Raw genomic sequence first — 24824 nt, forward strand, 5'->3', positions numbered from 1 at the left:
CCGGTTACATGCTGGCGCTTCTGGCTTGACGCAGACGCCGCCAATGGCCGAGACAGGTATTGAGCTGAGCGAGGGTGTTAATGCCCTTGGCTCGGGCTTTACTGAGCAGAATCAGGGTCAATTCGGCAGTAGCTAGGGCGTCAGCGGCGGCATTATGCCGCTGGCTGATGCTCAGACCGAAATAGTCCAGCCACTCGTCAAGGCCGCCACGTCCCACCCGAGCTTCCGGGCAAAGCATTGGTGCCAGTTCAGCCACGTCAATGAACTTGTGGCTCAGGCGGTAGCCCAGATCCTGACGCAGACCGCGGCTCAGCATCCGTTGGTCGAAGGCGGCATGAAAGGCCAGGAAAACGCTTTCGCCGGCGAACTCAACGAAGTCGAGCAGGGCGTCTTCAGCTTCCATGCCCTGTTCGATCTCGCTGGGTGCGATGCCGTGAATCAGTACACTCTCGGTCACCTGATGATTGGCCCGATACAGCGTGCACTCGTACTGGCTGCCCATATCGATGGCGCCCTGTTCGATCACTACCGCACCGATCGACAGAATCTGGTCGCGCTGGACGTTAAGCCCGCTGGTTTCCAGATCGACCACCACCAGGCGGGTCTGACTAAGTGGCGTGTCATCCAAGGGTTGGGGCGGGGGTAACGCCTCGCGCCGGGCATGCTGTTCCGGGCTCAGTTGGCAGGGACGCAGGCGGGGAAACCAGGCAAGTGGGCTCATAGCTGATACCTCAGGGCCAGGCTCGATTGCAGACGTTTGGCCTGGCGGAAGGATTCTCTAAGAATACGCCGATCCAGATGGTTGAGCGTGTCTGGATCGACCCGGTTGCTGAAAGGCAGTTGATCGCGATCCTGGCACTGATGCTGCTGCATCCGAATCAACTGAATGAAGTGATAGGCCTCTTCGTAGGCATCGGCATCTTTGGCATCGATTACCCCCTTGTCGCGCAACTGGCGAAAGCGTTCGAGGGTGTTGCAGTCGCTGATGCCGTGGGAGAGGGCAAGAATTCTGGCGCCATCGACGAAGGGAACCAGCCCTTCGGTTTTCAGGTCCAGGGTGTCTTTGTCGGCCCCTTTGCGGGCCACCACGAAGTCCCTGAACCGTCCAATCGGTGGGCGGCTGAGCATTGCATGCTGGGCCAGCATGTGCTGGAACAGGTCATTGGCTGCGACCTTTTCCAGCACCTCATTGAACATGCTTTCAGCGCCTGCTGCCTCACCCCAGATCACCCGGAAGTCGAAGTAGATCGATGACGCCAGCAAGTTGTCCGGGGTGGCGGAGCGGATCAGTTTATCGAACCGGGCGGCCCATTCATCGCGCGACAGGCACAGCTCGGGATTGCTGGCCATGATGTTACCCTTGCACAGGGTAAAGCCGCATTCGGCCAGGCCCTTATTGATCCGCATGGCCAGAGGCAGCAGTCGGGAGCGAATTTTGGCGGCTTCGGCTGACGAGGCGGCCTCGAACAGAATGCCGTTGTCCTGATCGGTGTGCAGGGTCTGTTCCCGGCGGCCTTCGCTGCCAAAACTCAGCCAGGTAAAGGGTACGCCAGGATCCCCCATTTCCTCGATACACAGCTCGATCACCCGGCATACGGTGTGATCGTTGAGCAGGGTGATGATATGGGTAATCTGGGTTGAACTGGCGCCATGGGCCAGCATGTTCTCAACCAGGTGGCGGATATCGGTACGCAGGGCTGCCAATGTGCCGATTCGACTGGCTTGGCGGATAGTCCGCGCCAGGTGAACCAGATCGACCCGTTGCAAGGAAAACAGGTCGCGCTCTGACACCACTCCGACCAGGCGTTCCTGCTCGACTACGCAGATATGCGCGATATGCTTGCCGGTCATGGCGATCGCCGCATCGAAGGCCGAGTCGGACGGATGCAGGTAGAACGGCCTGGGGGTCATGACCTGCTCAATCGGGGCATGCATTTCAACCGCGCCATCGGCCACGACCCGGCGCAGGTCACGCAGGGTAAAGATGCCCAGCAGGTGCTGCCGGTCGTCGACCACCACGATGCTGCCAACGCTGGCTTCATGCATATGGTGTACGGCTTCGCGGATCGGAGTGTCGGGATTGCAGGTTACCGGGTTGCGCACGGCCAGATCACCCAGGCGACTATCCAGCGAATACTGTGCACCGAGGGTTTCAGCGGCCTGAAGCTGGGCCTGTTGGTTGACCTGGTCGAGCAGGCTGCTGACTCCGCGCAGGGCAAAGTCACGGAAGCTGGGCGACATGGCGAACAGTCGCACGAACTCGGCGCGGGGCAGAGCCAGGCAAAAGGTATCCTGGCCGGCAAGATGTTCGGTCCGGGTGGCCCGTTCGCCAATCAGCGCAGCGAGGGGGAAACATTCGCCGACACTGATCTCGAAAGTGGTTTCCGGGGTTTGCTGGCCAGCAATCATGCGCTCGCCACGAATCAGCCCCTGCTTGACGATATAGAAGTGCTGTACCGGGCCATCCTGCGGGCGAATGATGGCCTCGCCCTCGGCGTAGAAACGTAGCTGGCAATGTTCAACCAGATAGGCCAGGTGGCTGGTCTCCATCTGGTTGAAGGGCGGGTAATTGAGCAGAAACGTCATGGTGCCATGCACGTTCTGCAGCACTGCAGCTTTACCCGCCAGGGCAAACGCATCTTCCTTCGTCATGACCGTAGGCCTTTATTGTATGGGGTCAGTGTGCGCTACCAATGGCGGGTTTCACATCCGACGTAAGTCTAGTTCCCTTAAAAAACGTGGGGTTTAATCTGCCGTAATACAAAAACAATCAGGCATGACACCCCTATGACCCGCACATCAACCTATCAGCATGATTATCTTCAAGCCCTGGAACAACCAGAAATGTTCTGGGCCGAACAGGCCGCCGCTCTAAATTGGCAGACGCCGCCGAAAACCATTCTGGAGCCTGGCGCGGACGGCTATTACCGCTGGTTCCCCGATGGACGCCTGAATACCGCCTGGCTGGCGCTTGACGCTCAGGTCGCCGCGGGCCGGGGTGAACAAGCGGCACTGATCTATGATTCACCGGTTACTGGCGCACGCGAACACATCAGCTATCGGCAACTGACCGAACGGGTCGCCCGCTGCGCCGGTATGCTGCGTGAATTGGGCGTCGGTCGCGGAGACAGGGTAATCATCTATATGCCGATGGTGCCTGAGGCGGTTGTCGCCATGCTCGGCTGTGCACGTCTTGGGGCAGTACATTGTGTGGTATTTGGCGGTTTTGCCGCCCACGAGCTGGCAGTCCGGATCGATGACGCTCAGGCCGATGTAGTGATCACCGCATCCTGCGGCATCGAGGTGGACAAGGTTCTGGCCTACAAACCGCTGGTCGATGCGGCAATCACCGAAGCCCGGCATACCGTCAAGCACTGTGTGGTACTGCAACGCCCGCAATGCCAGGCTGAACTCTACCAGGATCGCGATCTGGACTGGCGCCAGGCTATGGCCAATGCCGAACCAGTGGAAGCGGTCGCTGTCGCTGCCACCGACCCACTGTATATCCTCTATACCTCCGGTACGACCGGCAAACCCAAGGGCGTGGTGCGCGACCACGGCGGTCATGCGGTAGCTATGCGCTACAGCATGGAAGCGGTGTATGGCATGCAGCCCGGGGACGTGTTCTGGGCCGCCTCGGATGTGGGCTGGGTCGTGGGGCATTCCTACATTGTCTATGGGCCCTTGCTCAGTGGCTGCACCAGTGTTCTGTACGAAGGTAAACCAGTACGCACTCCGGATGCCGGCGGCTTTTGGCGAGTCTGTGCAGAATATAAGGTCAAGGCACTGTTTGCCGCGCCGACGGCATTCCGGGCAATCCGCAAGGAAGACCCGGAAGCGGACCTGGCCAAACAATATGACCTGTCGCACCTGCAACGGCTGTTCCTGGCAGGTGAGCGCCTTGATCCGCCAACCTGGGCCTGGCTGGAACAGCACTTCCAGCGCCCGATCATTGATCACTGGTGGCAGACCGAGACAGGCTGGGCGATTGCTGCCAACCCTGCCGGCTATGAGCTGCAACAAGCCAAACCGGGCTCGGCAACCTGGCCGATGCCAGGATTTCAGCTTAGTGTTCTGGATGATGAGGGTCAGCCTGTGCCGGCCGGCGTACAGGGTAATATCGCGCTCAAGCTACCGTTGCCGCCGGGCTGTCTGAGCGGTATCTGGGGTAACCCGCAACGTTTCCGTGACGGTTATCTGAGTCACTTCCCTGGCTTCTATCAGTCCGGTGATGCAGGTTATCTGGATGAAGACGGCTATGTCTTCGTCATGGGGCGTACAGATGACATCATCAATGTCGCTGGTCACCGGCTCTCCACCGGTGAGATGGAGGAGGTACTCGGCTCACATCCAGCGGTGGCCGAGTGTGCGGTGATTGGTGTACCTGACGAACTCAAGGGCGAATTGCCGCTGGGATTGGTCGTGCTGAAAAATGGTGTCGAGCTGCAAGAGCCACAGCTTTGTGCCGAGCTGTCTGCACTGGTCCGCCGCGATATCGGTGCGCTCGCCTGTTTTAATCGCGCCTTGGTGGTCAAGCGTCTGCCCAAAACCCGCTCGGGCAAGATTCTGCGCCGGATCATGCGACAGATGGCCGCGGGGCAGAGCTTCCAGACGCCGTCAACTATCGATGACCCTGCCTGTCTGGATGAGCTGGCCAATCAGTTGAGGGGGAGGAGATAGAGCCTGAGTAGAGCACCGCTAAAGAAAAGCAGCCACATGAAGTGATAAGGCCATCACAGTGCCACTAAAAACCGGAACTTATCGTCTTTTTCCTGGTTCCGGAACCGTTTCACAATTCTGGGTGATTTGCTAAGGTGTGGACTTGTGAATAACGGAGTGGATACCACTCCACTTGCCTGGTTGCCGGAGCCAGTCAGGGAATAACAAGGCTGTCCGGCAGCATTGAGTGCAAGGGGTCACAATTGATCAAGGTACTGGTGGTCGACGACCATGATCTCGTCCGCATGGGCATTAGTCGTATGCTGGGCGATGTGCCGGGTCTGGCGGTAGTAGGTGAGGCGGAGAGTGGGGAGCGAGCGGTTTCCCTGGCTAGGTCACTCAAGCCCGACGTAGTGCTCATGGATGTGCGTATGCCGGGAATTGGCGGCCTGGAAGCCACCCGAAAACTGGTCCAGCACGACAAGCATCTTAAGGTCATAGCGGTAACGGTATGCGACGAGGAGCCTTTCCCGACCCGTCTGATGCAGGCTGGGGCGGCCGGCTACGTCACCAAGGGGGCGGCGCTGGAAGAAATGGTCAGCGCCATCCGTCAGGTGCACTCGGGCCAGCGTTACATCAGCCCGACGATTGCCCAGCAACTGGCCCTCAAGTCCTTTGCCCCGACAACCGATTCGCCATTTGACAGTTTGTCCGAGCGAGAAATCCAGATCGCCCTGATGATCGTCAGTTGCGAGAAAGTCCAGAGCATTTCCGACAAGCTGTGCCTCAGCCCGAAGACCGTGAATACCTATCGTTATCGTATCTTTGACAAGCTGGGCATCACTAGCGATGTCGAGCTGACCCTGCTGGCAGTGCGCCATGGCATGGTCGATACCAACCGCGCATGAATGCAGTGGTGTTTGATGCTGCGGCCTTTCTGGCCACGGCAAGCAACAAGCCTGGCGTTTACCGGATGCTCGACGAGCAGGGTGAACTGCTCTATGTGGGTAAAGCCAAGAACCTCAAGAAACGCCTGTCCAGCTATTTCCGCAAAACCGGCCTGAGCCCCAAGACCGAGGCGTTGGTCGCGCGTATCCGGCAGATTGACACCACCATCACCGCCAATGAAACCGAGGCGTTGTTGCTGGAACAGAGCCTGATCAAACAAGTGCGCCCGCCGTACAACATCCTGCTGCGTGACGACAAGTCCTACCCCTATGTCTACCTGTCCAGCCAGGACCAGTTTCCCCGGCTGGGGCTGCACCGTGGCGCGAAGAAGGCCAAGGGCCGCTATTTCGGACCTTATCCAAGCGCCGGGGCAATCCGGGAAAGCCTTAATCTGCTGCAAAAGGCTTTTCAGGTGCGCCAGTGTGAGGACAGCTATTTTCGCAATCGCACCCGGCCCTGTCTGCAATATCAGATCAAACGCTGCAAAGGTCCCTGTGTCGGCTTGGTCGATCCGCAGGAATATGCCGAGGACGTGCGCCATTCGGTGATGTTTCTGGAAGGTCGCAGCAATGCCCTGGCCAGTGAGCTGAGTCAGAGTATGGAGCGGGCCGCCGAGCACCTGAATTTTGAGCGTGCGGCTGAATTGCGTGACCAGATAGCGCTGCTGCGCCAGGTGCAGGACCAGCAGAGCATGGATACCGAGCAGGGCAACGTCGATATCGTTGCCGCTGCTGTGGCGCCTGGTGGCGCTTGTGTGCATGTGGTTATGGTGCGTCAGGGCAGGGTACTTGGCAGCAAGAACCATTTCCCGCGGGTGCCGATCGAGCAGACAGCCGGGGAAGTGCTGGCGGCGTTTCTGCCGCAGTACTACCTGGGCGTCAGTGAGCGTGAAGTGCCGGGCGAGATCATCGTCAATGCCGTGCATGACGACTTCCCGGTGATCATCGAGGCCTTGGCCCAGGCCCGTGGCTTTGGTGTCACCATCAGCCATCGGGTGCGCGGTACACGTGGCCGCTGGCAAGGCCTGGCGGTGACCAATGCCGAACAGGCCCTGGCCGGGATGCTTGCCAACCGCCAGCATGTGCAGGCACGTTTCGAAGCCTTGCAGGAAGCGCTGGGCCTGGATGAACCACCAACCCGACTGGAGTGCTTCGATATCAGCCACTCCAGCGGCGAGGCGACAGTCGCTTCCTGCGTAGTGTTCGGCCCGGAAGGACCGCTGAAAAGCGATTATCGGCGCTACAACATCGAAGGGGTGACGGCTGGTGACGACTACGCCGCCATGCGCCAAGCCTTGAGCCGACGCTTCAGCAAACTCAAGGACGGCGAGGGCAAGATACCCGATATCCTGCTGGTCGATGGCGGCAAGGGACAAATGAGCATGGCCCTGGAGGTGATTCAGGAGCTGGCTATTCATGACCTGACCCTGCTCGGGGTGGCCAAGGGCGTAACGCGCAAGCCTGGGCTGGAAACTCTGTACCTCAACGACACCCACCATGAACTGGTGCTACCCGCGCACTCGCCAGCGCTGCACCTGATTCAGCACATACGTGATGAAGCTCACCGCTTTGCCATCACCGGACACCGTCAGCGGCGGGGCAAAGCCAGAACCACCTCGCCACTGGAGGGGATCGCCGGGGTTGGGCCCAAGCGCCGCCGGGAGCTGCTCAAGCATTTTGGTGGACTGCAGGCACTGGATCGCGCCAGCGTGCAGGAAATTGCCAAAGTGCCAGGCATCAATAAAAAGTTGGCCGAACTGATTTACGCCACCTTGCACAGTGATTAGCTGGTAGTTTTTAACGCGTTATTCCCGGCATAGGTAGTTTCACGGCAGCCTGTTAGAATGCCTGCTTACTCAGCGTTGTAGATTGAACATGAATATCCCGAACATACTGACCGTGATGCGGGTGGTGTTGATCCCCATCTTCATTCTGCTGTACTACCTGCCGTTCCACTGGAGTTATTTGGGGGCTGCCATCATTTTCACCCTGGCCAGCGTGACCGACTGGCTGGATGGTTACCTGGCGCGCAGGCTACAACAGAGCACACCCTTTGGTGCCTTTCTCGACCCGGTCGCCGATAAGCTGATGGTTGCGGTCGCCTTGATTCTGCTGGTTCAGAGTCATGGCAACTTCTGGATCACCGCTCCGGCAGTGGTCATCATCGGCCGTGAGATCGTGATTTCCGCATTGCGCGAATGGATGGCCGAGCTGGGAGCCAGAGCCCATGTGGCGGTTTCCAATCTGGGCAAATACAAGACCGCAGCCCAGATGGTGGCTTTGGTCGTGTTGCTGGCCAATCCGCCGGTACTGACCTACTGGGTGATTATTGGCTATGTGCTGCTGATGATTTCGGCCGTTCTGACGCTCTGGTCCATGGTGGTCTACCTGAAGGCCGCCTGGCCTCACATGAGCATGGGCTCTGATCAAAAAAACGACAAATAACTTTTTTCGAATCAATGACTTGACAGCTTGGCGCAGATCGCTAGAATGAGCGCCATTGCAACGCGGGAATAGCTCAGTTGGTAGAGCACGACCTTGCCAAGGTCGGGGTCGCGAGTTCGAGTCTCGTTTCCCGCTCCAAACATCGAAAGGCCGACCAGAATTTATCTGGCCGGCCTTTTTCGTTATTGCCTGTTGCCCTTCTACTGACCTGCTGCGACAGCTCACTTCTTTGCCCCCGTCGTGAGGCAATTACCTAAGACTAATGTCGGGGATTCACTCTTAAGCGTTCTTTAGCAGAATGAATTCACGGAAGACTCCAGCGTTCGTGGAATTTCCCAATTTGGTCTTAACAAGAAAGTGGAGAGCAATACGATGGCAGATAAAGAAAAAGCTGCTGCATACTGGTCGGCGAACCTTCGCTTGATCCTAGGTAGCCTTGTGATCTGGGCATTATGTTCCTTTGGCTTTGGCATCCTTCTACGGCCCATGCTGTCTGGCATTCCCGTAGGTGGGGCCGATCTCGGCTTCTGGTTCGCTCAGCAAGGCTCGATTCTGATCTTTCTGGCTTTGATCTTCTTCTATGCCTGGAGAATGAACAAGCTGGATAAAGAATTCGGCCTGGAGGAATAAGAGAATGAGCCAATTTGTAATCAACCTGCTCTTTGTTGGCGCCTCCTTCATGCTCTATATCGGTATTGCGATTTGGGCTCGGGCTGGTTCCACCAAAGAGTTCTATGTTGCTGGTGGTGGCGTACACCCGGTCACCAACGGCATGGCAACTGCAGCTGACTGGATGTCTGCGGCTTCCTTTATCTCGATGGCTGGCCTGATCTCGGTCGGCTACGTCAACTCTTCCTTCCTGATGGGCTGGACTGGCGGTTTCGTGCTGCTGGCCATGCTGCTGGCGCCTTACCTGCGCAAGTTCGGCAAGTTTACCGTGCCGGATTTCGTGGGTGACCGTTTCAACAGCAAAGCTGCTCGGGTAGTGGCGGTTATCTGTCTGCTGGTAATCTCGACCACTTATGTAATTGGTCAGATGACCGGGGCAGGGGTGGCATTTGCCCGCTTCCTCGAAGTGAGCAGCACCACCGGCCTGATCATCGCCTCCTGCATCGTGTTCGTCTACGCGGTATTGGGCGGCATGAAGGGCATCACCTACACCCAGGTGGCACAGTATGTGGTACTGATCGTGGCCTACACCATTCCGGCGATCTTCATCTCTCTGCAGATGACCGGTCACCTGCTGCCGCAGACTGGCCTGTTCGGTACTCACACCGAATCAGGTCTCCCGATGCTGCAGAAGCTGGATGAAGTGGTTCGTGAGCTGGGCTTCCAGGACTACACCGCTGACGTCTCCAACAAGCTGAACATGTTCCTGTTCACCATGTCGCTGATGATCGGTACCGCTGGTCTGCCGCACGTGATCATTCGCTTCTTCACCGTACCGAAGGTGGCTGATGCGCGCTGGTCTGCTGGTTGGGCGCTGGTGTTTATCGCCATCCTCTACACCACTGCTCCGGCTGTGGCTTCCATGGGTCGCCTGAACCTGATCAACACCATCTACCCGGATGGTCCGAGCGCTCCGGCACTGGAATACGCTGAGCGCCCGCAGTGGCTGCAGACCTGGGAAGATACTGGCCTGGTTCGTTTCGAGGACAAGAACAACGACGGTCGTATCCAGATGTACAACGAGGTACCTGCCTTTGCTGAAACTGCTGAAGCACGTGGCTGGGCCGGCAACGAGCTGGTGGTCAACAACGATATTCTGGTACTGGCCAACCCCGAAATCGCCAATCTGCCGGGCTGGGTCATCGGTCTGATTGCTGCCGGTGGTATTGCCGCGGCACTCTCGACCGCAGCAGGTCTATTGCTGGCGATCTCCTCGGCTATCAGTCATGACCTGATCAAGAACATGATCAATCCCAAAATCAGTGAGAAGGGGGAAATGCTCGCCGCGCGTATTTCCATGGCGGTGGCCATTGCGATTGCCACCTGGCTAGGGATCAATCCACCGGGCTTTGCAGCACAGGTGGTGGCCCTGGCCTTTGGTATCGCCGCAGCGTCGATCTTCCCGGTACTGATGATGGGTATCTTCTCCAAGCGCATCAACAGCAAAGGCGCGGTATTGGGCATGCTGGCCGGTCTGCTGAGCACCACCATTTACATCTTCCTGTATCTGGGCTGGTTCTTCATTCCGGGCACCAACACCCTGGCCAACGTTCCGGACAATTGGTTGTTCGGTATCTCCCCGCTGTCGTTCGGTGCGGTGGGCGCGGTTATCAACTTTGCCGTAGCCTTTGGGGTATCCTATCTGACCGAAGAGCCGCCGCAGGAAATCCAGGATCTGGTGGAAAGCGTTCGCTATCCCAAGGGTGCTGGTGGTGCTGTGGCACACTGAGAGTAATCCTGAGCGTAGTGCTATGCTGCGCTCATGACTCAACCCGCGGGCTTCCTCTTCGGAAGCCCGCCTTGTTTTCGAGACATACTTTATGATCTGGCATTTGGTCGCACTGGCCGCAGCAGGTTTGGGGGCAGCAGGGATCGGGTTTCTGTTGCGAGCAGCATCTGGCAGGAAACTGCCGAAATGGATAGTTCCGGTCTTTGCCGGTATGGGGATGCTGACTTACCAGATCTACTACGAGTATTACTGGTTCGAGCACAAGCAGAGCCAACTGCCTGCAAGTTCCGTGGTGGTCGCTACCGAACAGCAGCAGGCGATCTGGCGGCCCTGGACCTATCTGCTGCCAATGACGGTCGGTTTCAGTGTGGTGGATCGCAGCAACCTGACAGAAGTCCAGCTGGATGACAATCGGATCAAACGTTTCATCCTGTATCGCTTCCAGAAAGAGTACGTGGATCTGGTCAGCCACCAGCCTCATCTGCTCAACTGTGACACTCAGGAGCTGGTCCCAGAGGCCGATGACGGCAGCCTGCGGCCTGAGCTGATGCGTAAACTGGATAGCGACGATCCATTGTATCTGGCTGTTTGCCGCTAGGGCGCAAAGCAAGTGCAGTGAAGTTCTCAGACTGCGCTTGCCAAGCACCAGCAATTAGGACATAATGCTGCCCGTCGACAGCAAGGCAGCAAAAATGCCAGTCTTATCAATAGGATAAGATCATTTTTTGAGCAAAGCCGGTTCGACGCCGTTACGCGATCTCACCCACTGCGTAATGGTCCCTATGAGGCCGGGTGGCAGAGTGGTTATGCAGCGGATTGCAAATCCGTGAACGCCGGTTCGATTCCGACCTCGGCCTCCATTTATTTCCTCGCCCGGATGGCGAAACTGGTAGACGCACGAGACTTAAAATTACCTGTGTCCTTGCCGACTCCGCACCAGATGGGCACCCCGGAACCCGTTCCGGGACACGTTGATGACGAGTAACAAAAGGCCGTAACCTGTTGTTTTTACAAGCCCGGATGATGAAACTGGTAGACATACCGGACTTAAAATCCGGAGCCGAAAGGCGTGCGGGTTCGATTCCCGCTCCGGGCACCAGCACCTCGCGCACCGTCCAGCGAACCGTCTTGGCGGGCGCACACCTCCCATGAGCATCGACGACGCCACCCTCGCCAAGGCGCGGGCCGCTTGGGACGCCTGCCTCCAGCAGGAGCGCGAAGCCCAGGAGGCGCAGCAGCGCCTGACAGCAGCGCGGAAGGAAGTCGCCACATTCCACCGGCGCATGACTGCCGCCTGGGAAAACCTCTCCGAAGAAGCACGCGCACAGGTGGCATGGACGGCACAGCACACCGCTGGCGCTGCCCCTGTCGAGGCCGCTCTGCTCACCCTCCAAGAAACTGTCGAGACCGTCCTATTCGAGGTGGGCCGCAAGCGCCGGGGTCACTACTCAGGCGTCAGCTTGGAGGCTATCCGTGCGGTCGCCCGAGCGCTGGTCATCCGTAGCTACGGCAGCAGCCAGCGGGCGAATCCCTTGCCCGACGAGAGCCGACTCCTGGCCGTGTGCAAGGCGCTCGACGCCCGCGTGACGTTACGCAACGTCCGCAACGCTCTCAAGACCCGCAAATAGCCCTCGAAAATCGCACCCTATTGGCGGGTCTATGTGCCCAGGGCTGCGCCTGAGAAAGTTCGCTCCACACGAGGCAGCGCGGTGCCGCCTCGGTTCATCAGGAGTGCAACATGGATACCACCAAACTCATTCGCATACAGCGCCAGGTCTCAATTTCCCGTCAAGCTCGCAAACAGAAGCCGCTTCCATATCTCCACGCGAACATTTTGTCTGTCCTGCAGATGAGCCCCTATGGGCTTACCGTGGAGCGGATATGCGAGGCCGTTGGGAGAACTCAACGGTCTGTTCCGACCGTCCGGGAGGCGCTTTACGAGCTGATGTATGTGGAGGGCTACCCAATCTTCGCTGAGCGTTGGGGGTACTTTGTCCTGCGTGAACGCGCTCCCGAATTTCGGACTAACGGTGATTCAGTGAGCAGTTTTCACGACAGTCTGGACATAGACGATGACGACCTCTGGGCTCAATATCCTCCGACTCAATCGTCGAAGGATGGTTGCTGAGGGTTTCTGGCCTCGTGTCCCTTGCGGGTGCCCGGTCTCCCTGGGCTTGGCAGGCGCTGCACGGTTCGCCCGACAAACAGCGAACCGCCTGGGCCGAGCTGGCCCAGCGGGGCAGCCCGCCCCGCTGGGCGAATCTCAGCAAGTGCATGATGCTGTTGCCTTTTCTCCGCTCTGCTCAATGATTCGGTCATCGGCGGCGGTCGCGCTGCCGGAACAGAAAAGGAGAGCCACCATGATCCGCATTGCTGACGTCACCATCACCCGCTTCGCCGACCTGAACGAAGTCTCCACCGCCGACCTGCTGGCCTACTACAACAGCGTCACCGGCAAGAACACCAAGCAATTCCTGAAACGCGCCAAGGGCATGCAGCAGGTCTGGGCCTTGATCGCGCCGCAGCTCGCCCAGGTCGAAGGGGCTGCCCAGGAGGAGCCCGCCGAGGTTACGCCGGAGCAGGCCGAGAGCGTGCAGGAGCCCGCCACCCTGGCCACCGTGGAGGCAGCCCCCGCCACCGCGCCTAGCACCGCCGAGGAGCCCGCAGAGGGCGCAGCCACCGCCGAGGCCAAGGCCAAGCCCGCCGGACTCAAGGCCCGCGTGGAAGACCTCCTGGCGGCCCTCGCCAGCGGCCCGCGTACCGTCGCCGAGCTGGCCGGGGCGCTGGGCATGGAACAGAAGAAGGTGCGTTCCACCATCGACACTGCCCGCCGTGTCGGCCACACCATCGCCTGTGTCGGGCGCGGAACCTTCGCGCTGCCAGAAGCGGCCCAGTAAGTCGCAGTTACTCGCGGGTGCCCGTCTGCCCAGGGCTGGCGGCACCCAAGGGTGCAGCGAACCGTGCGAGCGCACTGTCTGATGGCCAAAAAGAACCCCGGCGCTTTGCAGGGCCGGGGCGAAGGTGCAGTCGGAGCAACAGGAGTGGAACGATTAGACCGGCAGCATGACCTCGTGGCCGCCACGGCCCAGGTGCGGCAGCCCTTCGGCGTTGCCGGGCTGGCTCACGGGCGGATGGCCCTCAACAGCGAAGGCGGTCGTCGCGCCGATCTCAACAATAGCGAAGTTGTCGAAGGCGTCGATCTCCACACGCTTGCACAGGGCGCGGGCGGCAGCCGGAGCGGAAGCTGCATCGGCAGCGGGCACGACGATGGCGTTCAGGCCATCGGCGCGACGGAAGTGCGGTTCAGCGGGGTACAGCAGGAAGGTAGCCATGGTTAGATCTCCTCAGAGGCTTGGATGAAACGAAGGTTGGCGCGGAGTCGGCCTCCGAGCTGGCGGAACACGAACAGGCCGGGTTCTTGGGTGCGATCCACGATGCCGGGGCCGTGTGCGCCCTGCTCGGCGTCGGCCCAGCCGTCGGCGTAGCCCTTCAGCGGCAGATAGCCCAGGAACGGCATCACGCGCTGGGCGTTCGCTCCGGCCAAGGTGCAGCAGGTGCGGGCCGTCTTCACGTCCGGGCGGTCTTTGCCGTGGGCATGCGCCATCAGGCAGGCAGAAGCCAGGGCGGCGGCGTCGCGGTCGTCGAGGGTGTCGATGATCCGCTGGGCCAGCTCGGCGTCGGTCAGCGATTGGAGATGGGCGTTCATTCGTCACCCCCTTCAGCACCAGCAGCGGCTTCACGGTCGCGCAGGGCGCGTTCGATGCGGGCGGTCGGGTTGGTGGTGCCATTCACGACTTCGCCGTAAAGCGACAGGCCATCAGCCAGGGCGGCCTCGGCTTCCTCGAACTCGACCATCGGCGCGAACACCTCGTGCTCTTCGGGGAAGATGTCGAGGACGGCTGCCGGGTGGAACGGGCGCTTGTCGGTCGGCATACCCGAGACCACAGCGATAACAGCGGCGGCCAGCTCGGCGTCGCCCAGGGAGGCGGCACGCTCGGCGGCGTTCTTCAGGGCCACCGGGCCAGCACTGGCGAGGTTCTGCGTGTAGGTGGCGCGGCGCGGGCTGCCCAGGGTGGCGGCATCCAGCGCGGAGAACGGGTTGTCATAGACGCCCTTGCCCAGCTCCAGCACGTTGCGGGCGGTCGCCAGATCCTTTGCCAGGCGCTCGGCGGTCTCCTTCGCGGCGGCCCGCTGGGCTGCGACCAGGGTGTCGGCCTTGCGCTTGGCGAAGGTCTGGCGCTCCTGGGCGGTCATGGTGATCTTGGAGACTTCCTCCATCGCACGCTTCTGGGCAATTTCGCGGGCGTCGGTCAGCGACTTGCGCAGGCTCTGGAGGTTGGTGGCGTGGGACTTCAGGATGGAGCGAAGTTCCTGCACGTTCGCACGGGACGGGATTTTCTTCAGATTCAACTTGGACATGCTTCTCACCTTTGAGAAATCGGAGCCGAACCATTTCGGCTTCCTTGGTGAGAATCATTCCTGTCTCTGGCCGCGTCGGCTCTCAGTTTTTAGCGGGGCGCGAGTGGCCCAGGAAGGCCACAGCTAACGTCCAGTTACCCCAGGCGGCCCCGCCGGATGGGCGCTCCAGGCTGCTGGACTGTTCGCCCCGGCGCATCGCGCACTGCCCTGGGCACAGGGATGGGCAGGCGGGTGGTGCCTCGGGCCTTCTCCCCATAGGCTGCCTCCCAGCGGTCGAGCCCTTCCTCGTCCTGCCGGTAGTCCGGCATCAGGAAGCCGAACGGGGTTCGCCGGGGCGGCACCCCGGCTTCCTCCTCGAAGCTGACAAGCCCCTCCACCTGGGCCAGGAAGTCGCCGATCATGCTTCCGCCTCCAGCAGCCCAGCGGGCTCCGGTTCTACCTCCAGAAGGTCGCCCCGTGCCAGCGCAATCTCGGTGAGCAGGCCCAGGAGCTGCTGGCGCTTGCCTTCGTCGAGCAGCAGCACGTCCTCGGGCTTCAGTGTCAGCGCGTGCCCGCCGTACAGCTCCTGGGTGACGTTCAGGTTCGCGCTCAGTTCGACGGCCCGGCGCTCGATGTACTTCTGCGGGAGGAGCGCCTTGGCACGCAGCTCCAGCAGGCGGTCGCTGTACTTCGTCACCGTCCCGACCAGCTCGCCCTTCTGATAGACCGGCTCGTCGTAGCCCTCCACAGCGCGGCGGTGAATCTCCAGCTCCACGCTGCCGGTCGCCTGCTCGATGGCGTCATCCCACGCGGCGGCGAACTCGGGATCGTTTTTCCGCAGGATGTAGAACGAAGGGGCGCACGTCCCCTTAGCGTGTGGGCTGGCGGCCCGAGCGGCGGCACTCACGATTCCGTGGCGGCGTAGCTCCGACAGGAAGACCTCCTTGCGCTCCTCGGTCAGCGCAGCCATCGGTACCCGGTCGCCCCGTTTCCGGCCCACAGGTGCGCCGGGGCGTGCCCCGCCTCCAGTCTTCGGCTTGATACTCATCTCAGTGTCCCTCTCCAAACTGGGCCACCGCACGCAGGCGGATGGCCTCATCATCAACGGATAACGCGCTCGTGAAGAGCTGGCGCTGTCGTGCCCAGGAGCCCCGCCTGTCTGTCAGGAACCGTCGCGCCGTTCGGACGAGATGCTCGGGCGTGAAGCCTCCGCTTCCCTTCGCGTACTTCACCGTTTCGGGCGTCGCGTTTGCGTCGTTCCATGCCTGGAGAAGGACGGCAGCGGCGAGCTGGCGCTCGGGGCTGTCGTGGGCTTCGTCCTCGTCCTGCTCGATTCGGTGCAGGTCGATTCCTCTCTGGGCTGGTGCGCGGGCGGTCAATGTCATGCGGGTTCCTTGGTGCTTGCGTTCTCAAGGAAATGATCTCGGCCCAGCGGTGGCGGCGATATCAGTTTTGGCAGGTAGCGACAGGCCCAAGAAGGCGCTGCGCGGTGCGCTCCACGGTCGGCAGCGGCTGGCCCAGGGTGGTGGGCTGGTCTCGCTGGCGGGGCGTGGTAACTCGAACTTACCGGGGCGTTCCGCTACACCTCCTAGGCGGGCCTAGGGGCGGCGGCGCGGCCCAGGCAGGCCAGCGGCTGGGTGCGGCCCTGGCGGGCGCTCTCGGTGCTGCGAGGGCGGCCCAGGCGGCGGGATGCGCAGGCGGGGTGGCTCCCGTGCGCGGGCGCGATGTGTCAGTTGAAATGGATATGTCAGGAGTAGCAGCCGGGCCGGGCCGTGCTGCCCAGCAGCGGGAAGTAGCGGGCGGGAATTCCCGTGTTATTCCGCACTGCGGGAAACGCCCAAACCCTGTAGCTACGGGGCTCCTAGCCGGTTATTTCCCGTTTTCCCTCTTTAAGTAAAGAGAGGAAAAAGGAGTAGCACCACACTGCTGTGGTGCACTGCACTGCTACTGGGCAAGTTGCACTGCCGGAACGGGAAAGCGGGAACATTCCCGGCGCAAACCCTGTAGCCACGCGGCCTAGCGGGTTTCCCGGCGGGGCGGGAAATTGGCGTTCCCGTTCCCGCCCTGGGCAGCCCAGCCGTGCATACGCAAAAAGGCCGCCTCGGTGGGCGGCCTCCTGCAAGCGTGTTGGACGTTAGGCCGTTGCGCTTCGCACCAGAGCGAGAATCCGCTCCCGAAGGTCGGCGTTCTGGAGTGCCTGGAACACCTCCCACTCGTCGCCCGTCATGTGCTCGACATGCGAGACATCATCGTCGCCCAGGTCGTCGGAGGGGTGATCCTGGATGGAGTACGGCAGCCACTTTTCCACCGGCTCCTCCCACTGACAAGGCGCACCGGAGAAGGCATTCCAGGCTTCCCGCGCACGCTCCACCGACCCGCTCAGCATGATGCGACGCTTGTTACCAGTGACCTTCGCCTTGCGGAACCCGAGCTTGGCGAACTCCTTCTCCAAGTCTTCGACGCTGACCGGGCGGGTCTTTAGGCGCATCCCGATCCACTGGGCCAGCTTGTCCGGGTGGAGGCCGACTTCGCCAGTCTTCTTCACATGAACCATCCGCTCGGCATAGCCCGGATTCGCCTCGTTCGGCAGCCATTCAGGCGGAAGTTGCCCCGTCCGGAACATCTCGCGGATGAAGCCGCGAATCGGCCCGAGGCTCCGTGCCTGCTGCTCTTCCAGCGCCCGCGTCCGAGGCACAGCGCGGACGTTGAAGTCGCTGATGTCGTAGTGCATCAGGAAATGCAGAAGGTTCTCACGCCCGCCAGCTTCCATAGCCCGGTTCAGTTCGCCGAAGTAGGCGGTGTCCTGCATCCGTTCAGAGCCAACATCCAGCACGAAGAACCGGCGCTCGAACTCCCCTGCGGGCACGACCCAGGCTTCGTTCGAGGCCATGATGATGTGCAGGCAGTTCCGGGCAGCCTCCGTGTCGAAGCCCTTACGCTCGATGGCGATTGTTTCCTCCGTAATGAGAGACTTGAGCGTGGATTCGTGCCTCTTGTCGCCCGCGTAGAGTGCTTCGTCGCCGAACAGCACGACGCAGTCGCGCAGGTGGGCGTTGAAGTTGCCAGTAACGTGGCGGGAGTCGGTAACAGGCAGGTAGTGCCGCCCGAACAGCCCGCCGAACACCTTCGCAAGGAAGCCCTTACCCGTGCCACGCTTGCCCCGCAGGACGACGGCCACCTCTCCTGGGCAGCCCGGCTGCTGCACCGCCCGCGCCATCCAACCGAGCAGGTAGCGATAGTGCTCCTCGTCGCCCGAACAGACGTTATCGCGAATATGGTCCAGGAACGGCAGGTGCTTGTCTCCGGCGGCAGCATCCACCGCGAACCCCTTCCAGGTGTTGTACACGTCGGGCGGGGTGTCTTGCCCAGGGGCGAAAGTGACCCGCTCGTACTGGCGACGGTTCGGGTGCGCCAGCCACCAAGCCCCAGCGGGCTTCGCGACCGGGTTGCCCTTGGCGTCGGTGCCCAGATCAACCATGACGTTGAGGAAGCGGTTCTTGAAGTCGGCGAAGCTCTGCGCCACGAGATTGACTCGCCCGAGCCCTTCGTCGGTCACTTCGCTGACCACAACGCACTTGCCCCCGAAGTTCCCGACGACAGCGAACTCCTCGTTGAGCTTGCGCAGCATCGGATGGATGGAGTCCTCGTGCGCCCGTTCGATCTGGCGCAGGGCGTATTTCTCCGGGCGCTTGTGTTCCACCACGGACTCAGCGATGCCGAACGACTCGTCGGTGAGCACCGAGAAAATCACCTCGTCGGGCACCCCCTGGCGCACCAGTTCGCACGTGCAGGCAAAGAGCGCCTCGGAGCGGCTCGGGTACTTGGTGGGGTTGTCGGGGTCGTTGCCCTGGACGATGAGAACCTTCAGCCAGTCCGGCACGTTCCATTTGTCGAGGGCATCCACCGACTCCAGGCGTTCCACCTCGTCCAGCGAGACAGCGGCGAGAGCCGCGCCACGAGCGCCCACCGTAGCTGGCGCGGCGGCACCCTGGGCCGGAGCCTGCTGGAAGCTCTCCAGCCCATAGACGCGCTCGGGGTACAGCTCCACGAGGGTGGCCGGGGCGGCGGTGCGGCCCTTGGCCCGCTTCTTGGCGTCCGGGTTGTTGATGCTGCCCGGCAGGCGCAGGATGCGATCCACGTTGTGGCAGTTGTCAGCCCCGCCGGACTCGCCCTTGCCGAACACGCCCTGAATCCAGCGGGTGTAACGCTCGGCCTCTACCGCCTGGGCCTCGGAACCGTCCAGGAGGATTGGCTCGCGCAGCGCCCACAGCGCCTGGGCACCAGCGCCGGAGCTGATGATTGCGGTGGGCGGCGGCAGCTCCTTCGGCAGGTTGTGCGTCAGGCGGCCGATGATGCGCTGGCGCTCCTCGCCCACGTCCTCCCCGGCACGCGGGTCGATATCCACGTGCAGGAAGCGCACGGCGGTAACGTCCGACTTGGCGGCCTTCTTCTCCAGCCCGTCGCGGGTGGGGTTCAGGTGGTAATAGACGTTGTTCTCGGCGTTGCCCGCCAGCCAGGCAGCCAGCTTGGCCTCTTGCCCAGGGACGAACAGCTTGGGCCGGAACACCTTCTTCTCGGGGCTGGCATACGAGAGCAGCCACGGGCCTTCCGGGCGGAGCCACTGCAAGAAACTGACAGCGGCGGCGGTGTCGATGATTGCCGGGGCAGCCTGTGCCACCGAGAATTCAGCTTGAGTATCGCTTCCTTCTCGCTTTGCTCCGAAAGCCCCGTCTTCTGTCGCCCCGGAAGCGGGGCTTTCACCTTTTCGGGTGTCCAGAAAATCGCTCACAGGCCACCCCCTTTGGTTTCAAAGCGGGGCTGCGCCAGGACGAAGGCGTCCAGCTCGTGAATGTCGTACAGGACAACGCTGCCGAACTTGCGGTACGGCGGGCCTTTTTTCAGCTCGCGCAGTCGGGCGAGGTGCGGCACGGAAACGCCCAGGTACTCGGCAGCTTCACGGGCGCGGAGCCACCGCTTCGGGACGTTGAAGGAGATTTCTTCGGCGAGGTCGCCGTCTTGGGCAGGGACGTTGGACATGAGAGTCTCCGAATCTGATGTCGCCAAGATCCGGAGCCGCCCCGAGACAATGCCGGGCGAAGCATGAGAACCCACTCGGCGGGAACGGGTTCGGCTGTTAGCTGCGGACTGCCACCGCTACTGGTCGGCCCTCCGTAGGCCGTCCTGGTTCGTCCTGTCGATTCAGGCACGCTCTCGCTAACGCCCCCAATTATCTGGCATCTACGCTCCCAGCCGCAACAGGACAACCGTTCCTCCTGACACCGGCCAGCGCCATTCCTGAGATGTCATGAGAAAGGTACGCGGTCGGTCTCGCGGTGCGCGCACTGCCCAGGGAGCGCCAGCGGCCCGCCAGACCATGCCAGAGTGGTAACGCGGCGTTACCCGGTTATGCGCTCAGCTTTCTGCGCTAGACGGACTGCCCCATGGCCCATATCATGCATGCTGAATCAATTCTTGGGGGCATGGATGTGCTTGCATGGGGCTCGATAACTACTAACAACGCATTGAATGCGCTGACTTCTGCACTGCAACCGCTTTGTGGCGTGCAAGTAAACTATCTTCAGCTTCCGGCTGATCTCGCCTTGCAGATCGAACCATCTCAGGTGGGAACAATTGTTGGGACCCTGACTGACCTTCTTCTGCCGCGCATTGCGCTTGAGCAGGGTATTGGCCTAACGAAGGCAGCGGGAATTCTGGGTGACCGGGAGGGCTACCCCGATTTCGAGCATAACTCCGGGTATCGAATTGAGTTGAAGGGAGCCTTCCGGGACAACCCCCATGTGCCGATGAAGAGGCCGCCAACCCCCAGAGAGCCGTCAGCACGCCTCACACAGAAAGTTACCGTTAAGAACGTTGATCCAGACAGGGATGCCTTACTGATACTGGTCTATGAACTGCGACCAACTCGTAATGACCCTTCTCTTCTTTCGCCAACCATTGTTGATCTTGGGTTATTCCCAGTCATCGAGTGCATAAATGCGCGTGACCATCGCATGATAAGCGGCGGAGGCCGGTGGTTTGGAAACTATGAGACGCCCACAATCCTCAGCAAGGCGGGAAAGAGGGCTATCGCAGGCGGGGTGTCCTTGAATTCAAATGGATACGGTCGGAAGGAAAGTGAAGGCTATCACTTCAACGAAGATACCAACTTTGGAAAGCTGAAGCGCATACCATATCGCCCGCTCCAGGAGTTTCTGAAGCGGGCGGGCTGTCAATTTGCAGCTACAGGGAGTTACCCGGTGTCGTGGTCAATGTCGAAGCAGGACCAAGAGTTCGCGCTGGCCCTCGATATGACGGCGGAGAACGGTAGTGATTCTCTCGCAGATCCCAACTTCTAGGTAGCGCTCTCCTACCGGCGAGTTCAGCAGGAGGTCAATGCTGATGCGCGGGTGATGCCCGCCTGTCGCGGCGGCAGAAAGCATTTCCTGTATGGGCTCGCTAAGCAACCATGCGACCAGTCCGGCAATACTTCTACCTTCCTCAAGCGAGCGCAAGACGAAGAACTCCGTCGAGCAGTAAAGGTGGTCAACGCCAAGAAGATCACACGTACCGGGCGGAATAAACGTAACTTGCCGGAGATAGGGGCGGAGGCGTGAAATGATTACGTCCCCGTCCCTAATAATCTTTTTGTTACTTGTTCGTCCGGAGACCGGATCGCCCAGGATCGTAATGTCCAGCAGTCCTTCGCGAGCATTCCCCGTGTCGAGCACAAATCGGGCGTCTTCCGGCGGAATCTGCGTCTGAGTGATGGACTGCACAATCTCGCTCAAGAGTTTGCCGTCCGCAAGCTGGCTTGCGGTCTCGCTGGCGAGCCAGTGCTCTGGCGAGAGGCTGAAGTCAGCACCTGTTTCTGAGAACGATCGAGTTATCCAGCGCACATTACGCTCCTAATACGGGGTGCAATCTCATCAAGGTCATGGTCGAGCGAGCGGTACGCCGGTGCGTCAGTATCGGCATCGGGTCGGTAGTTCGGCGAGCCGTTACTAGATTTTCCTGCCGCATCCGAGCGGAAGAAGTGAACCTCGGACTCATAGGGTGAGAGTGAGGGGGCTTGCTTGACTGCGAAGATGACTGCTGCCTTTTGCGTGGTGTAGGGCAGAAAGGTGTAACGGTGGAGGCTTACCACCGCTCGGATTTCGCTGTTCTTGCCCAACCAAAGGCGCACATCACGAAAGACACGGCTACTCACTTTGTTATCGGGGAGGACAATGGCAAGCCGCCCTCCAACTTTAAGCAGTCGGATGCATCTTTCTATAAATAAAACGTCACGCTCAAGGCGCTTCCCTGAAACCCTAGCAACATCATAGGCGGCGGAAAACGTCTCTGCCGCGACATCGCCTGCGAATGGGGGGTTGGTCAAAATAACATCGAAGCCTGGGAAATCTGGTCCCATGAGAGCTTCAATCGTGTCGCCCGCTTCGCCCAAGAGGGTTCGTTCTGGTAATCGTAGGCTATCAACCTGTTCAACGTTGATAGCACCCTTAGTGCCGATGAGTGAGACAACTTTAGCGACTTGGCAGGCTCGATGTGAGTAGTCGAAACCGTAAAGGCTAGACGCGTTGCCGTACTTCTCGATGCCGTAGCTGTGCGCGGATTTGAGAAATGCAGCGCTGCCGCAAGCTGGGTCGCAAACCAGTTCGCCCGGCTTGGGATCAACTGCTTCGACACACATGTCGATAACGTGACGGGGGGTGAAATACTGTCCCTTGTCAGCTTTGTAGGAACGGCTTGTTAGCTGCTCGAACGCTTGGTCGAGAGCGGTGAAATCTTGCCCTCGGATACTAGTCGTACCGAAGACCCTGCGAACTTCATCGAAGATGCTATCAGGGGTCTGAAGCTCTAGTACGCCATCGAGAATAAACGCGATTTCTGGGCCGTGTTCCGTGAGGAGCTGGTCACAGCTTGTTTTGTCGGGCAGCTCCGTCTGTCCGTTTCCTTCTGCAAAATACTTAGCCAGGATCAGCCTGATGATTTCATAGAACTCATCCACCCCGCTGTTGGCCATGATGATCTCCTGCATCCGGCGGATGCGGGAGACGAAATCTACCCCGAATTGATGTCTTTTTGCCATGTGACGAGTGACGACCGTGCTGTTGTGACCTAGGTCATTATTATGGAGGTGGCCTTCAGAAGGCAATAGGTAAGTCCCATTGGGGTGGCGAAAACGATCTCGCTACCCGTTGCGGGTCGCCTGGGCGCCCCTGGGCTGTTACGCCACAGCCCGCCTAGGGAAGGCTAGGACGTTGCCGTGAATTTGGCCCAGGAGGTAGGCCGAAACGCGGCCCTGCGCCTCTCTGAGCGTTGCTCCAAGCGCCGAGCCGTGGATGTAGCCGCCCGTTACGCCCGGCAGTTGGTGGTTGAGCAGGAGCTTGATCGTGAAGGGGTCTAGCCCAACGGCTGCGGCGGCGGTCGCGTAGGAGTGGCGCAGAGCGTGCGGATTCACCAGTCCAGCGTGCCTGACGTGGGACTGGGTGAGGTGCCCCTTGCCCGAGGTGTGCGACGGGAAGAGCCACGGGTAATCCTTGCCGAAGACCTCGGCGTTCTCCTTGACGCGCTGGCGCACCATATCCACGAGGAAGGCCGACAGCGGCAGGTCGAAGGCCCGCTTCGGCCCGCCCTTCGGGTTGGGCACGTGCAGGAAGCCGTTCTCCAAGTCCAGGTGCTCGATGCGGGCCTCGCTGGCGGCACCCCGGCGCATGCCGGTGAATGCCAAGAACAGATACCAGTCTCGCGTCACCGGGTTGCGAAGCCCCTGCACCGCTGCCCAGAAGGCGGGCCAGTCGGTAACGATGACATCCCGGCGCTTCTCGTCATTGAAATCCACCGCGTCGGTGGGCGGCGGCGGGAGGTCTCGCATCTTGCGGCGGGCGTGCCGATAGACAGCCCGGACGAGGCGCATGGTCTGGTTGGCAGCCACTGGCCCGTTGTTCTTGGTAATGGTGCGGTGGCGCTCATCCACGCCCAGGGTGTCGTCGCCGATCTCGCGCAGCGGGCGGTCGGCCCAGTCCTTGAGGTAACGCTCGAACAGGTTCCGGTAGCCCAGGACGGTGCTCGGGCGGCGGGCCTTGCGCTCGCAGCGGTCGATGTAGGAGTCTAGCGCCTGGGCGAAGGTGAATTCCTTCTTCGGCTCTGGCAGCGCCTCGGGCTCGGCGGGCTTGTTCGGGTCGATGCCTGCCCGGAGCTGGTTGATGACCTCCTGGGCCTTCGCCCGGACGGCCTCGATGGACAGGAAGCCCTTGGCGTCGCCCAGGCGAACGCGGCGGGTGCCGAGCTTCACGCGGCGGCCTTGGGCGTCGCGCTCCTCGGAGTACAGGTCGCGCTGGACAGCGAACGACTTGGAGTTCGCATTCACGACAACCATCAGCCCAGGGACGAGGGTGTCCCGGACGGAGTACGATAGGACGCGCCCGGAGGTTGGGTCGCGCTCGGCGTGCGGCAGGTTCTCGACGAAGCGGATCGTGAGCTTGGTAGGTGCGAAGGTTGGCATGGCGGTGCTCCAGTTGTTGGCCCAGGGTGGCGAACCGTCCGCGAACCGTGCAGGTGCCGGACTAGGTATGCCTCTGGATGCCGAACTCTTGGCCAAACCGCCTTCGCAGCCAATCATTTTGTTGAGATGCGGAGCCTAAATGCCTCTAACTGCCGCCAAATGATGGCAAAATTTGAACTTAAAATCTTGCGGTCATTGCGACCGTGCCGGTTCGATTCCGGCTCCGGGCACCATTCACTTCGATGACTTACCAGCCTTACAGGCAATTCTCAAACCTTCCGAAGCTTATTGAATTGACGTAATGGCCATTTGAAATGGCTGTTATGCCCCGTTTCAATTCTGAAACAACCGGTTACAGATCCTCTGCTGCTGTTACAGCGCTGAAACACTGCAGGACAATTGTCGAGTTCACTTCAAGCCTGCGGGCGCTCGGGCTTTAACCGAGGAAAGGCCAGAAGCAGACTGATAAAAG

General features: G+C 60.6%; 23 protein-coding genes and 3 tRNA genes. 14 read left to right on the forward strand and 12 right to left on the reverse strand.

What is annotated here, in order from left to right; translation table 11 throughout:
- Positions 1–4: 4 nt before the first annotated feature.
- Positions 5–721, reverse strand: a complete 717-nt coding sequence (locus BVH74_RS13735) for a 3'-5' exonuclease (protein WP_080050614.1) — start codon at positions 719–721, stop codon at positions 5–7.
- Positions 718–2652 carry a putative nucleotidyltransferase substrate binding domain-containing protein gene (locus BVH74_RS13740; RefSeq protein ID WP_080050616.1) on the reverse strand — a complete coding sequence of 645 codons (1935 nt, stop codon included), beginning with the start codon at positions 2650–2652 and terminating at the stop codon, positions 718–720. Before BVH74_RS13740 ends, BVH74_RS13735 begins: the two co-directional genes overlap by 4 nt.
- Positions 2653–2787: 135 nt before the next feature.
- On the opposite strand from BVH74_RS13740, the gene BVH74_RS13745 reads away from it, so the two are divergent.
- From BVH74_RS13745 to BVH74_RS13805, 13 genes are all read left to right on the forward strand, one after another.
- Positions 2788–4680 carry a propionyl-CoA synthetase gene (locus tag BVH74_RS13745; protein WP_080050617.1) on the forward strand — a complete coding sequence of 631 codons (1893 nt, stop codon included), beginning with the start codon at positions 2788–2790 and terminating at the stop codon, positions 4678–4680.
- A gap of 242 nt (positions 4681–4922) precedes the next feature.
- Positions 4923–5567: a response regulator transcription factor GacA gene (gene gacA, locus BVH74_RS13750; protein ID WP_080050618.1), complete on the forward strand. Its 645-nt coding sequence runs from the start codon at positions 4923–4925 to the stop codon at positions 5565–5567.
- The gene (uvrC, locus tag BVH74_RS13755; protein WP_080050619.1) at positions 5564–7393 is read left to right on the forward strand and encodes an excinuclease ABC subunit UvrC; all 1830 of its coding nucleotides are present in this window, start codon (positions 5564–5566) and stop codon (positions 7391–7393) included. Before gacA ends, uvrC begins: the two co-directional genes overlap by 4 nt.
- 88 nt (positions 7394–7481) lie before the next feature.
- Entirely contained in the window at positions 7482–8051 is a 570-nt protein-coding gene (gene pgsA / locus BVH74_RS13760; protein WP_080050620.1) for a CDP-diacylglycerol--glycerol-3-phosphate 3-phosphatidyltransferase, read from the forward strand.
- Between the two features lie 62 nt (positions 8052–8113).
- Positions 8114–8189 (forward strand) — tRNA-Gly (locus tag BVH74_RS13765).
- Between the two features lie 234 nt (positions 8190–8423).
- On the forward strand, positions 8424–8681 hold the full coding sequence (locus tag BVH74_RS13770; RefSeq protein WP_080050622.1) for a DUF4212 domain-containing protein: 258 nt from the start codon (positions 8424–8426) through the stop codon (positions 8679–8681).
- A 4-nt stretch (positions 8682–8685) separates the two neighbouring features.
- A complete protein-coding gene (locus BVH74_RS13775) occupies positions 8686–10449 on the forward strand; it encodes a sodium:solute symporter family protein (RefSeq protein WP_080050623.1) in 1764 nt (587 codons plus the stop codon).
- Between the two features lie 91 nt (positions 10450–10540).
- Positions 10541–11047 carry a hypothetical protein gene (locus BVH74_RS13780; protein ID WP_080050624.1) on the forward strand — a complete coding sequence of 169 codons (507 nt, stop codon included), beginning with the start codon at positions 10541–10543 and terminating at the stop codon, positions 11045–11047.
- 188 nt (positions 11048–11235) lie between these two features.
- Positions 11236–11309, forward strand: a tRNA-Cys gene (locus BVH74_RS13785).
- A gap of 154 nt (positions 11310–11463) precedes the next feature.
- Positions 11464–11548, forward strand: a tRNA-Leu gene (locus BVH74_RS13790).
- Positions 11549–11597: 49 nt separating this feature from the next.
- Positions 11598–12077 (forward strand): hypothetical protein, encoded by a 480-nt coding sequence (locus BVH74_RS13795; protein WP_080050625.1) that lies wholly within the window; start codon positions 11598–11600, stop codon positions 12075–12077.
- A 110-nt stretch (positions 12078–12187) separates the two neighbouring features.
- A complete protein-coding gene (locus tag BVH74_RS13800) occupies positions 12188–12577 on the forward strand; it encodes a hypothetical protein (RefSeq protein WP_080050626.1) in 390 nt (129 codons plus the stop codon).
- Between the two features lie 232 nt (positions 12578–12809).
- The gene (locus tag BVH74_RS13805) at positions 12810–13346 is read left to right on the forward strand and encodes a hypothetical protein (protein WP_080050627.1); all 537 of its coding nucleotides are present in this window, start codon (positions 12810–12812) and stop codon (positions 13344–13346) included.
- A gap of 153 nt (positions 13347–13499) precedes the next feature.
- Here BVH74_RS13805 and BVH74_RS13810 read toward each other — a convergent pair whose 3' ends face one another.
- From BVH74_RS13810 to BVH74_RS13845, 8 genes are all read right to left on the reverse strand, one after another.
- The gene (locus BVH74_RS13810) at positions 13500–13781 is read right to left on the reverse strand and encodes a hypothetical protein (RefSeq protein WP_080050628.1); all 282 of its coding nucleotides are present in this window, start codon (positions 13779–13781) and stop codon (positions 13500–13502) included.
- A gap of 2 nt (positions 13782–13783) precedes the next feature.
- On the reverse strand, positions 13784–14155 hold the full coding sequence (locus BVH74_RS13815; protein ID WP_080050629.1) for a hypothetical protein: 372 nt from the start codon (positions 14153–14155) through the stop codon (positions 13784–13786).
- Positions 14152–14868 (reverse strand): hypothetical protein, encoded by a 717-nt coding sequence (locus BVH74_RS13820; protein WP_080050630.1) that lies wholly within the window; start codon positions 14866–14868, stop codon positions 14152–14154. Before BVH74_RS13820 ends, BVH74_RS13815 begins: the two co-directional genes overlap by 4 nt.
- A 134-nt stretch (positions 14869–15002) precedes the next feature.
- Positions 15003–15269 carry a hypothetical protein gene (locus tag BVH74_RS13825; RefSeq protein ID WP_080050632.1) on the reverse strand — a complete coding sequence of 89 codons (267 nt, stop codon included), beginning with the start codon at positions 15267–15269 and terminating at the stop codon, positions 15003–15005.
- Entirely contained in the window at positions 15266–15895 is a 630-nt protein-coding gene (locus BVH74_RS13830; protein ID WP_080050634.1) for a hypothetical protein, read from the reverse strand. Before BVH74_RS13830 ends, BVH74_RS13825 begins: the two co-directional genes overlap by 4 nt.
- A gap of 1 nt (position 15896) precedes the next feature.
- Positions 15897–16232, reverse strand: a complete 336-nt coding sequence (locus BVH74_RS13835; RefSeq protein ID WP_080050635.1) for a hypothetical protein — start codon at positions 16230–16232, stop codon at positions 15897–15899.
- 749 nt (positions 16233–16981) lie between these two features.
- Positions 16982–19636 carry a primase-helicase family protein gene (locus BVH74_RS13840; RefSeq protein ID WP_155121725.1) on the reverse strand — a complete coding sequence of 885 codons (2655 nt, stop codon included), beginning with the start codon at positions 19634–19636 and terminating at the stop codon, positions 16982–16984.
- Positions 19633–19884: a helix-turn-helix transcriptional regulator gene (locus BVH74_RS13845; RefSeq protein ID WP_080050638.1), complete on the reverse strand. Its 252-nt coding sequence runs from the start codon at positions 19882–19884 to the stop codon at positions 19633–19635. The genes BVH74_RS13840 and BVH74_RS13845 overlap by 4 nt, the downstream gene beginning before the upstream one ends.
- Positions 19885–20288: 404 nt before the next feature.
- Between BVH74_RS13845 and BVH74_RS13850 the strand changes: the two genes are divergently transcribed.
- Complete coding sequence (locus BVH74_RS13850; RefSeq protein WP_080050639.1) at positions 20289–21203, forward strand: hypothetical protein; 915 nt, start codon at positions 20289–20291, stop codon at positions 21201–21203.
- A 527-nt stretch (positions 21204–21730) separates the two neighbouring features.
- Here BVH74_RS13850 and BVH74_RS13860 read toward each other — a convergent pair.
- Both BVH74_RS13860 and BVH74_RS13865 read right to left on the reverse strand, forming a co-directional pair.
- Complete coding sequence (locus BVH74_RS13860) at positions 21731–22870, reverse strand: HsdM family class I SAM-dependent methyltransferase (protein ID WP_177344534.1); 1140 nt, start codon at positions 22868–22870, stop codon at positions 21731–21733.
- A gap of 204 nt (positions 22871–23074) precedes the next feature.
- Positions 23075–24352, reverse strand: coding sequence for a tyrosine-type recombinase/integrase (locus tag BVH74_RS13865; protein ID WP_177344535.1), 1278 nt, complete (start codon positions 24350–24352; stop codon positions 23075–23077).
- Positions 24353–24824: the final 472 nt, after the last annotated feature.

The organism is Halopseudomonas phragmitis (genome assembly GCF_002056295.1).
Taxonomy (GTDB): domain Bacteria; phylum Pseudomonadota; class Gammaproteobacteria; order Pseudomonadales; family Pseudomonadaceae; genus Halopseudomonas; species Halopseudomonas phragmitis.